The following is a 9,755-nucleotide window of genomic DNA, read 5'->3' as shown; positions in this document are numbered from 1 at the left end:
CCTCGATTTCACTCTTTGAATTATCATAAGAGACATTTTCTGCAGCAAATCCACCCTGCGTTTTGTTGAACGCCTCAACGCCTTTATCTAAGGCTTCATCGACCGCCGCTGCATTTTCATATTTACTTATTCCCATTTGCTTCACTCCTTCGTGTAGAATACTTCACCGTCTGCTGTTCTGAACGTATCCATGTCACTTGTAAAAAACGCCTTCTTTAACGATATCCATTCGTATTCGGTAGGATATCCTTCGTCATCGACTGCTTTCACGGACAGAACGTCTCCGACCTTCGCTTTCATTTTCGGAAGTCCGGAACCGCCTTCTTTGAGGAAATCCTCAAGTGACTGTCCGTTATGCTCAATGAATTTTGTCCAAGTGACCGGATATGTCAAATCAGTGATTAACGGATACTGTACTGTTAATGTATCTCTGTCCACTCATATCACGCCTTTACGATGATTGTAGCTGAGCCGTTAAGTACCTGAATGCTTCGATAAACATAATAATCTTCGCCGCTTAGAACCATTACCGTAGGCTCTAAGAAACCGCCTGTGAATCCGCTGACTTCAAACCTTACAGTTCCGAATCTCACCGGAAGTGCGTAGTACCAGTAAGCATTTGATACTGAAATGTTTAAATCACGGTATGCTACATTTGTCATAATCTTGTTGAGGCTGTTCATCTGTGACTGTGTAGGCGTAGCCGCTGTGCTCTGCCCATAGTAAACATAGTTTTCTTCACGTTCGATTTCGCCTTCCTCAATCGCTGTTACGCGCTGGTCAAGTCCTCTGATAAGATTGTTTACTTCGTTTATGGCAATTGTAACATTGCGCATATCGTCAAGCTGATTATCCTTGACTTTGAGTATTTCAGCCATGATTCTTTCAATTTCCGCCTTGGTTTCTGTGTCTATGTCGGCATTGCTTTTCAGGATCCTGTCGAGCGTGTCGAAGTTTTCCGAAAGTTTGAGAATGTCTGCTGCATCGTCATAGCCAGGTAAATTCATCTTTAACCATTCTGTCGAGTTCATGTCGTTCCTCCTTTATTGAATTTGAAATATCCATCCGTTGTTGATTTTGCGGTCGGTGCAATAACGTTCGTGAAGCTGTTCTGCCGCACGAAACTGCTAACCAGTGAACCTAATTCAATTGATACTGTCGAGCCGTTGAGCGCATCTGTAACCTTCCTTACAACCTTCACCTGCTGAGAAGGGTCTGCGGAATCAACCCGTATGCCAAGGTCATCGCAGTAAATGAATCCGGTATCCCCTACCTCGCATTTCTTCAGAACATTAAATTCCGAATACATCGGACTGTTTCCGAGTTCGGCATAATTAACCTTGTAGGAAACCTTCGGATAGTTGATTGTTTCAAAAAAGTTTTTCGTATCCTCGCCAAGCTGTCCTCTGTCCTCACTGTAATTGAATGTGACCGTCCGAGTGAATTTGTGAGGAAGTGGAACGCCGCCCCATTCTGCATAACCTTTGTTTCCGAAGTTGTCGTCTGTCAGAAGTAAGCTGCAGAAGTTAGACCAGTCAACAGTTCGTTCAATGTCAATCATGTCAACGCCGTACTGAATCGAAAATGCACCGCTTCTGCTGTGTTCTTTTTTTGGAAGTATCGAGAAATATGTGTTATGCCTGTATATTTCAGCATCGAACATATTCGTGAGTGAATTACTTCCGGTACCGATTAATGCAGCCGTTACGGAATCGTTCCTGTACTCAGCAGTTCCGGTAGCCTGTATATCTATGAAATACGAAAAATTATAGAAATCAGGGTCAGTGTCATTTATCTGATAATCACCCGCGGCTTCGTTATTGTTCATGATATGCTCAAGCAGCCAGTGCGCTGTGTCATACACGCTTATATTCCTCAGATATTTGTGATTGAGGTCATAGAAGATATGCAGACAGTTTGCGGATTGCACCTTTTTACCTGTCTTATCAAGTTTCACCTTTGATTTTAAGATTCTGAACAGCTCGCCGTTTGCCTTGATTATGTTATGATCAGATAGTGCCTTCCATTTACCGAGTTCATCTATTGGATGTTCGATGTATAGCTCATATGTCCCGTTTAATTCCTCTGTTATTTCGCATATAGACGGCTCTAATACACATATCCCGTGATTGTCGAATTTATCCTGTGGCTGTTTCATATCATATACGCAGATATATTCACGCTGTTTAGGATACATCAGAACCACCTCGAATTCGTATAGTATTCAATCTTGCTGACATCGCCTGTAACCACAATATTGTTGTTGCCGGCATTTAAGAACGGAAAAATCCCTGAAGTCATCAGTATATTTTTGCTGTCGTCATACGCCACAAGCCGCTCACAGTCGATTGTAGCCTTGCCGTTGACATTGTACACGGTTATTGTATTCTCATCGTCAGCGGCTCTTATTTTGATTTCTCCGTTGCCATACACGATGTATGTAGGCTGTGAGTATATTGTTCCTTCGTTACTTATCGTGAACGTTTTCGATGTTTCCTCATGCTTGTCATTGTCAACAGAGTATTTGTACGGACTGCAAAGGAACTGGAGTTCCAGACGATACTTGCCGTTCCCAAGATAGTTTGGATTAACTCCCATTACCTTTTTGACTTTGTAGTAATAGTCAGCGGAAAGGCTTGTTCTGAGTGTCTTTGCTACCTCAAGCCATCTGTAGACATCGCCTGGATCATAATCTCTGTCAAATACATATCCGTTAATTGTGATAGTAATATCTTCATATTCGCCGTTGGTTGTTATGACATCTTCACGGCCAGGTATAACAATCGTCTGCGTTTTCTTTTCTGCCTTTGGCGGAATCGGAGGAGTGTCAATATAGATGTGAACCGTATCCGAACTGATACCGTTTATCACGATGTAATCCTTTGATTTAATCCAGTCTGCCATCTTTTACGCTCCTCTCGACAGGTTTTCCATTACCTGCATATCTGCCAGTGTTTCTGACATCATTCTGCCGGCTCTACGTGCGTCATAATCGTTCGATATGACGTCTGTCATAACTGTAATATTAATTATATTACCACCACTTACAACGCCGTATGCTTTATTCTGAGGCGCTTCTGAAACGAATCCGTCGCCAATAACGTTTGCTGTATCTTCAAGCTGATTTCTGAGTTTTCCTTCACTCTTTTTCATACCATCGGCAAACAAGTCAATCATATCAGGCGCAAATGTATGGAAGTCGCTGAGTGGTCCTTTCTCCGGTTCTGAGAATCCGAGGAAGTCTTTTACCGTCTGAGCAATTCCAGACACGCTTTCCTTTAATTTTTCGGTTTTTTCCTTTATGCCACCGATGAAATTATCAATGAGGTCTTTGCCCCATTCCTTTGCTTTGCCAATTACAGCTGTAACACCTTCCTTGACCGTTTCCACAATCTCAGTACCAAGTGATTCGAGTTTTGTGAATAATGCCTCTACGCCGTATATAAATGACAACAGAATGCTTTGACCGCTTTCTGAAATCAGTGATAAATTATCTTTCACTCCCTGAACAAGAGATTTCAGAAGTTCCCATGCAGCTTCAAGCAGTTTAGGTGCATTTATCACTATTGCATTTATAAGACGCTGTACAATCTCAGGAGCCTTTTCAAGAAGCTGAGGAAGTGCCGTTATCAGACCGTCAGAAAGTGCGAATATCAGTGCTATAGAGGCATCAACAAGTTTGCTTTGGTTATCACTTCCGGTCAATTTGTCAACGATAGTAAGCATTATTGTCGTTGCTGCAGCCATCAGCTCAGGAAGCTGATCTATGATTCCGTCTATAAGTCCCAAGACTATATCTGTGCCTGCTGTAAGTAACTCCGGAAGGAAGTCGGATACACCCGATACTACTGCAGCGATAAGTTCTCCCACTGTTTCCACTAAAACAGGAGCTGACTGTGTTAATTTCTCACTCAATTTCTTAACAAGATTAACAGCGATTTTTAGTATTTCCGGCAGATGACCCAATAATGATTCCGCTATTGCTTCTATCAGTCCGGCTGCCATATCAGAAAGTTTCGGAAGCAAATCGACAAGTGTAGTTATCATGCTTGGCGCTATAGTTTCAAGCATTTCCTCAATCTTGTACACATTGTTTTCTATTCCATCAGTCAGAGACATAAAACCTTCAGCTATTTTTTCATCAGCATCTTCAGAGCCTGACATGAGTGCTGTAAAGCCATCCATCAGCTGAGTTAGTCCGGGAAGGAATTCAGCTGTTATGCCACGCTTTACTCCGTCCAGTGCAGTGTTCATGTCCTGTAAACTGTCATTGAAAGCAGCAGAAGCCTTTACAGCTTCATCTGACATAACACCGCCAAGCTGATTTACTGTATCGATCATAGCCTGTGTATCTTCTGCTGATGTGTTAAGTAACGCACCCATTTCCATTGCACCACGGCCTAAAAGGTCGTTGGCAATGGCTGTACGTTCTGCGCCTTCTTCCATACCCTGCAGTGATGTAATAACATTTTTGAACAAATCCTCAGTAGCCATGTTTTTGGCATCCTCAAGACTGATTCCGAGTTTTTCAAACGCTTTTGCCTGCTCGGCAGTAGCGCCCTGCGAAGCATTGGCAAGAGTTTTGAAAGTGGCTGTCATGCCTTCCATTGACGTTCCAGAGTGCTGCATTACTGCTTCCCACTCCTGATACGCCTGTGCTGATATGCCGAGTTTCTGGCTCGCCTTATCAATGCTGTCTCCGTAGTTTGCAAGTTCTGATGTTGATGATACCATGCTTTGTGTCATTCCGGAAATTGCATTTCCAACGGCAGAAACAGCACCCATTGTTATGTTACCGACATTTGATAATCCGCTTTTAATCTTATCGCCAAAGCTGCTGAATTTATCACGTGAGCCTTCAAGTGCCTGTTCAAACCCAGAGGCATCAAGTCCAATCTTTGCAGCTAATTCAAAAACATTCATTTATCTTCCTCCTTTCCTCCTAATTTATCGAGCTGTGCGCATATGCTCTCTACAATCTCCTCAGACGTTCTCTGCGGCTCATTATGGCGCTTGTCGATAATATCGAAGTATCTTTTGTTAAGTCTTGCAAGAGCGTACAGAGCGTCCGTTACGTAGATTTTGAAAGCAAGTTCCTTTTGCTCAAAACTGTGTCGTTTTATGATGTAGTTAATCAAAAATTCTTTGCCGAGCAATGCAACCTTGTTTACGTCAATTTCACCTACATAATTTTTGAAATCTTCGCTACCGATTGCACCAATGATATAAAAAAATCAAGCACGTTTGAATCAGATAATGCTGATACAGCCTCAGTCATAATGTTTCTGTCTTTTCTGAGTGTTTCATCATCTTCGCAGAAGCAGATTAAACCGAGGATTTTGAGCGTATCTTCTGCGTGTTCAACTAATGCTGTACGTATCATTTCCATGATATTGTCTGCTGCAGCTTTTCTGAGTACGACTTTCTTTTCTTCATCACCCATATTTGCTGTATCAGGAACCCTTTTTCGCAGCTCCATGATTTTAGTCTCTGTAAGATAACCCTTGACTGCGTCGGCAATCTTGTATGTCTGCTGCATAAATTCGATATTGTCGCAGTTTGCTAATGTCTTCATTTCCAAATTCCCCTCTTTAAAAATAGCCGGAACAAAGTCCGGCTATAAATTTTAGATGATGTCGCTCACATCAACAACGTAGAAATTCATCGGAACTACCGATGTATCATGAATTGAGACGTGGCCTGTAAGTGTTACAGTGAGCTGACCTTTTCCGTTTTTCTGTGTCTTGTAATTGAACCCGCCTGTACTGAGTGCATCCTTGAGTTCGATTGCTACAACCTCATCATTTACCTTTTCGGAAACAAACCAAATAGAATTGAAGTCTGTATCCGCATCAACCTGAGCATTTGGTGTAATCTTGCCACCGCTCTTTGTAGCTGCGCTGAGTGCAAGCATGATAGTCTTTTCGTCCATGTTGAGTGCTGTAAACGCAAGTGTGCAGTCCCAACCTGTGATACGTTTCATTTCCTTTGTGTTGTTAGGACAGTTATCAATATCCTCACCAAAGTCAGTGAATGTAGGAACACATGTAGCTGTAATACCGCCTGTTGTTGCGCATACAATAGCAGATGGAAGTGGAGCAGATGGGTTCTCCGGATCAAAGCTGTTAAGGATTAAACCGGCATCTACCTGAATGTTTTCAATAGCATCAGCAGATACCTGATTAAATGCTTTGGACATTATCCATACCTCCTCTATGTTGTTGTGATATAATCACATTCAATATTTATTAACTTGTGTTTTATAGTGTTGTCGTCGGGCTCACCTACAGAAGTGGCAAACGGAGTTCCTGAATAAAATATCATATACCCCTTATCCACTTTGATTCTGTGACCGCCCGACAGCTTTTCTGAGATTTTTTCAGCCATTGCGTTACATTGTACCCATGAATTGGATTTGTACCACAGATTGCAGGTAATTGATGTAGTGTAGTCGCTTAGTTTGTCTGTGACCACTTCATAGGTAATGTAGGGCATCTTCGTTCCCAGAGGAACACTGTTTTCTTCATAAGCAGGAATACCGAATGAGCTGTAAAAGCTGTATAATGCTTCTGTTTTATTCATTTGGCAACTCCCATTCTTCTACAGTAGCTACATTGAACTGATATGTAGCTATTTTCGCGGCTTTGAAGTCGTTACCGGTAACTCTGTAAATCTGTCCCGACTCAATATGCTTTATTATATCTCCGTGGTTCAGGCGTACGGTAGCCGGCACAGCTATCTGCCATGACGGAACTGCCACGTTTTTCTGCCCCACGTTTTTAACTGCTGTATCCAGACTTCTGTCTGGCTTTTTGGTAGCCATAAACTTTGCACCTTCGACGTAGGTCGCTATCACTGAGCCTTCAGCGTCGTTGACTGTAACCTTGTTGATGAACACAAACGGCTCATATAATGATTCTACAAGCATGGTAATCGCCTCCACCTCTTGAGAGAATCCTTGAACACATTCTCCCATGAATTGTCGGTAGCAGAAGCTTTTGTATAGCTGTAATATCCGGATATATTCTCAGATGTAAAAGGACTTATCTTTGCTGCATCTGATTCGTTGTATTCAGCTATCTTCTTGCTCAAATCAAGGAAGGCTCTCGGCATACGCATAGGCCATATCTCGCCGTCAAAGACTTCATCCACTAAATCGTGTTCGACGAGTTCGCCCCATTTGTGTTTCCTGAGTTCTCCCCAGTTAAGATTACCTTTCATGACTTCTTCCCATGTGCTTGAACGAATTACAAAGCTGTTTTCACTGTAAATATATACGCCGTCATTCCATTTGCTTCCGAGAATCCGGAAGAACTGATTTTCACAGAGAAAAGGCAGTGTAATACTGCCCGAATCAATTGTAAACTTTCCACGGATTCTATCAGTTTCGTGATAGTTGTTGACTTCTGCACATAGTGCTTCAATTGTCGCCTGCATATATTACACCACCTTTACTGCTTAGTATAAAAAATCTCGTTGTCAGCAGTTTTAAATTCTTCGTTATCTGCTGTCAAGAACGGCTGTATATCCTCAGGGTGAAACAGCTGGTTCTGTATTTGTTGAGCCTACTGTTACGACTGCGATACCGTCAAGATATTCAGCCCAGAGTGCCATACCCATGAGAGCAAAGCTGTTGCCTGTTGCTCTTGTGTAGTCACCTTCTGAGTGGAAGCCGATGAGATTTGTTTCACCTGCTACTGTAAATTCAAGACCGAGCTGTGCAAAGTCTGAATCTGACGGGTCAATGTAGTAAAGGTCGATATTCTCAACAGGTACTGCAATAACTTTCTTCTGAGGAATCTTTGTGTCATCGAGAAGGAAAAGTGTTGAGTAGCCCATGAAATCCTTAACGTAGTTAAGACCAAATGCTGACTGAACTGTGATGTTTGCATCGCCGAGGTAGTCATAAAGATCCATGATGTTAGCGAAGCCAACTACTTCTGTTACAGTCTTGTTCATTGAAGCAAACTTCTTGAGGACGGCAGCCTTTGCAATAGCAAGACATCTCTGCCATGTCTTCTGAGTGCCTACAAGAGTACCGGTGCCGAGGAATGTATAGAACTTGTTGAGAACCTTGTTCTGAAGTTCAACAAGGAACTGGTCATCTGTCTTTTCAACAGCAATCTTTGCGCCGTACTTTGCTACAGCTTCGATTGATACTGACTTTGCATACTTTTCGATAGCGATATCAGCGTATGAAACCGGCTTCACTTCAAATTCTGTGAATGGAATTACATCGCCTTCTGCAACTGTGCCTGATGTAAGGCCACTCTTTGAGTTTGCTGTATATGATGTAAGCTTTGTGCCCGGTGTCTTTCTGATAGGGCGCATAATGCCCATGATCTGTCTGAGCGCATCCCAGTTATCTGAGAATCTTGTAACGAAATCAACGTCACGTGCTGCTACTGTAATATCAGTAGTCTTTGTAAGTCCGCTTAATGCAGCCATGATTAATTACCTCCTTGGTTGTTGTCTGTGCTGAGTGTTTCAGCGATTGCTTTCTGACGTTCTTCTGTGCTAAGCTTGTATCTGCCTTTTTCGTCCTTGGCATATATCTCAGCCTTTGTCATTCTTGTTCCGCTTGCTGCGTTCACAGGTGGCTTTGATACACTTGCGCCCTGTGTTCCGGAAGTTGAAACAAGTCCTGAGAACGTTCCTCTGATTAATTCGTCAAGTGTTTTTGTGTCAGCAATCTTTCCATCCTGTAACTCGATAGATGAGATTTCTTCCTTGCATCCACGGAGCGCAATGTCGAGATTGCCGCCTGTGATGTTTTTACTTTCAAAGTATTCTTTCACAGCCTTTGTTTTAGCAGCGGCAGTTTCCTTGCTTTCAACGTCAGCCTTGTATTTGTTGTACTCAGCTTTCAGTTCTTCAAGTTTGCCCTTTGTTTCACCGCTCTTTTCGAGGTCTTTCTTCAGCTGGTCTCGTTCCTTTGTCACCTGCTTCAGTTCCTCAGCGGTCTGCTCTGCTTCCTCAAGCTTATCCTTTAACGCAGATACTGTTTCCATGTGCCCGCCGATAAGCTTTTCTATAAGTTCTTCATCTTCAATGCCCTGTTCTTTGAGCCATTTTCGTGAAAATGCCATAGTCTTTCAACCTTTCATATCAATATTGCCTCATCGATAATAAGATTGTACGAAAACAAGTCGCTTTTCATTTCCGTAATTGACCTTATGCCTACAATATAACACAAAGGTTTTATTTTGTCAACCATTATCATAAAATAAAAGCGGCACACCATACGGGCTAACGTAATAGGTGTGCCGCTTCACAGCGAATTTGAGCGTTCCCTGTGAGGGATATTAAGTTGTATATGTATTATAACACATCGGTTTGATTTTGTCAACTACGCATTTTCCAGACTGGATTTAATGATGTTTTTGTATTCTTCTGCATGATTGCCAGCTGCATTCCGAAGGAAGTGTTTAGCTGTAACTCCGTTTGCCGTGCCTAATTCTTGGTATTCGGCGTATCGAACGTTGCTCCCAATGTATGCAGCCAGTTCGTTTACACTTCCTATATCCTGTGTATACGTATTGCCGTGGTCATCTTTGTATGTGTGCGTAGTTCCTGAATTATTCTTTGTTGCGTGTGTTATGCTGTTTCTGAGTCTTCCTGTGTCAACAGGACAGCCTTGTTTTGCATATGTCTCAGCAGTCATTCCACAAGCTTCAAGGCCTCGCAGAACGGCTGCATTGAACTGCTCCAGAGTTAAGTCTGAATAATCAGAATAATCAATTTCGACTGACATA

General features: G+C 42.4%; 13 protein-coding genes. All 13 read right to left on the bottom strand.

The genetic code is table 11. The features are described from left to right. Window positions 1-141: 141 nt before the first annotated feature. The 13 genes from ACKI39_RS03795 to ACKI39_RS03735 all read right to left on the bottom strand — a co-directional run bounded on the left by ACKI39_RS03795 (window position 142) and on the right by ACKI39_RS03735 (window position 9,754). On the bottom strand, window positions 142-438 hold the full coding sequence (locus tag ACKI39_RS03795) for a hypothetical protein (RefSeq protein ID WP_407397821.1): 297 nt from the start codon (window positions 436-438) through the stop codon (window positions 142-144). A gap of 5 nt (window positions 439-443) precedes the next feature. After that, entirely contained in the window at window positions 444-1,031 is a 588-nt protein-coding gene (locus ACKI39_RS03790; RefSeq protein WP_407397819.1) for a hypothetical protein, read from the bottom strand. Beyond that, the gene (locus tag ACKI39_RS03785) at window positions 1,028-2,197 is read right to left on the bottom strand and encodes a hypothetical protein (protein ID WP_407397817.1); all 1,170 of its coding nucleotides are present in this window, start codon (window positions 2,195-2,197) and stop codon (window positions 1,028-1,030) included. The genes ACKI39_RS03790 and ACKI39_RS03785 overlap by 4 nt, the downstream gene beginning before the upstream one ends. After that, on the bottom strand, window positions 2,197-2,904 hold the full coding sequence (locus tag ACKI39_RS03780) for a hypothetical protein (RefSeq protein WP_407397815.1): 708 nt from the start codon (window positions 2,902-2,904) through the stop codon (window positions 2,197-2,199). The genes ACKI39_RS03785 and ACKI39_RS03780 overlap by 1 nt, the downstream gene beginning before the upstream one ends. Before the next feature lie 3 nt (window positions 2,905-2,907). Then, entirely contained in the window at window positions 2,908-4,923 is a 2,016-nt protein-coding gene (locus tag ACKI39_RS03775; RefSeq protein WP_407397813.1) for a phage tail protein, read from the bottom strand. 259 nt (window positions 4,924-5,182) lie between these two features. Continuing rightward, window positions 5,183-5,575: a hypothetical protein gene (locus ACKI39_RS03770; RefSeq protein WP_407397811.1), complete on the bottom strand. Its 393-nt coding sequence runs from the start codon at window positions 5,573-5,575 to the stop codon at window positions 5,183-5,185. Window positions 5,576-5,626: 51 nt separating this feature from the next. Continuing rightward, window positions 5,627-6,199, bottom strand: a complete 573-nt coding sequence (locus ACKI39_RS03765; RefSeq protein WP_407397809.1) for a hypothetical protein — start codon at window positions 6,197-6,199, stop codon at window positions 5,627-5,629. A 14-nt stretch (window positions 6,200-6,213) separates the two neighbouring features. After that, entirely contained in the window at window positions 6,214-6,582 is a 369-nt protein-coding gene (locus ACKI39_RS03760; protein ID WP_407397807.1) for a hypothetical protein, read from the bottom strand. Next, window positions 6,575-6,928 carry a hypothetical protein gene (locus tag ACKI39_RS03755; RefSeq protein WP_407397805.1) on the bottom strand — a complete coding sequence of 118 codons (354 nt, stop codon included), beginning with the start codon at window positions 6,926-6,928 and terminating at the stop codon, window positions 6,575-6,577. Before ACKI39_RS03755 ends, ACKI39_RS03760 begins: the two co-directional genes overlap by 8 nt. After that, a complete protein-coding gene (locus tag ACKI39_RS03750; protein ID WP_407397803.1) occupies window positions 6,919-7,437 on the bottom strand; it encodes a hypothetical protein in 519 nt (172 codons plus the stop codon). The genes ACKI39_RS03755 and ACKI39_RS03750 overlap by 10 nt, the downstream gene beginning before the upstream one ends. Before the next feature lie 93 nt (window positions 7,438-7,530). Continuing rightward, window positions 7,531-8,448, bottom strand: coding sequence for a hypothetical protein (locus ACKI39_RS03745; protein ID WP_407397801.1), 918 nt, complete (start codon window positions 8,446-8,448; stop codon window positions 7,531-7,533). 2 nt (window positions 8,449-8,450) lie between these two features. Then, the gene (locus ACKI39_RS03740; RefSeq protein ID WP_407397799.1) at window positions 8,451-9,089 is read right to left on the bottom strand and encodes a phage scaffolding protein; all 639 of its coding nucleotides are present in this window, start codon (window positions 9,087-9,089) and stop codon (window positions 8,451-8,453) included. Between the two features lie 260 nt (window positions 9,090-9,349). Then, a complete protein-coding gene (locus ACKI39_RS03735) occupies window positions 9,350-9,754 on the bottom strand; it encodes an HK97 gp10 family phage protein (protein ID WP_407397797.1) in 405 nt (134 codons plus the stop codon). Between the last annotated feature and the right edge of the window lies 1 nt (window position 9,755).

The sequence above is a fragment of the Treponema sp. genome, from assembly GCF_045641405.1.
In the GTDB taxonomy this organism is placed as follows: Bacteria; Spirochaetota; Spirochaetia; order Treponematales; family Treponemataceae; genus Treponema_D.
This window is presented reverse-complemented; position numbering and strand designations above follow the sequence as displayed.

Excerpts from the sequence above, each read along its gene's own strand:
- ACKI39_RS03790 (WP_407397819.1), bottom strand. The coding sequence starts at position 1,031 with ATGAACTCGACAGAATGGTTAAAGATGAATTTACCTGGCTATGACGAT.
- ACKI39_RS03785 (WP_407397817.1), bottom strand. The coding sequence starts at position 2,197 with ATGTATCCTAAACAGCGTGAATATATCTGCGTATATGATATGAAACAG.
- ACKI39_RS03780 (WP_407397815.1), bottom strand. The coding sequence starts at position 2,904 with ATGGCAGACTGGATTAAATCAAAGGATTACATCGTGATAAACGGTATC.
- ACKI39_RS03775 (WP_407397813.1), bottom strand. The coding sequence starts at position 4,923 with ATGAATGTTTTTGAATTAGCTGCAAAGATTGGACTTGATGCCTCTGGG.
- ACKI39_RS03770 (WP_407397811.1), bottom strand. The coding sequence starts at position 5,575 with ATGAAGACATTAGCAAACTGCGACAATATCGAATTTATGCAGCAGACA.
- ACKI39_RS03765 (WP_407397809.1), bottom strand. The coding sequence starts at position 6,199 with ATGTCCAAAGCATTTAATCAGGTATCTGCTGATGCTATTGAAAACATT.
- ACKI39_RS03760 (WP_407397807.1), bottom strand. The coding sequence starts at position 6,582 with ATGAATAAAACAGAAGCATTATACAGCTTTTACAGCTCATTCGGTATT.
- ACKI39_RS03755 (WP_407397805.1), bottom strand. The coding sequence starts at position 6,928 with ATGCTTGTAGAATCATTATATGAGCCGTTTGTGTTCATCAACAAGGTT.
- ACKI39_RS03750 (WP_407397803.1), bottom strand. The coding sequence starts at position 7,437 with ATGCAGGCGACAATTGAAGCACTATGTGCAGAAGTCAACAACTATCAC.
- ACKI39_RS03745 (WP_407397801.1), bottom strand. The coding sequence starts at position 8,448 with ATGGCTGCATTAAGCGGACTTACAAAGACTACTGATATTACAGTAGCA.
- ACKI39_RS03740 (WP_407397799.1), bottom strand. The coding sequence starts at position 9,089 with ATGGCATTTTCACGAAAATGGCTCAAAGAACAGGGCATTGAAGATGAA.
- ACKI39_RS03735 (WP_407397797.1), bottom strand. The coding sequence starts at position 9,754 with ATGTCAGTCGAAATTGATTATTCTGATTATTCAGACTTAACTCTGGAG.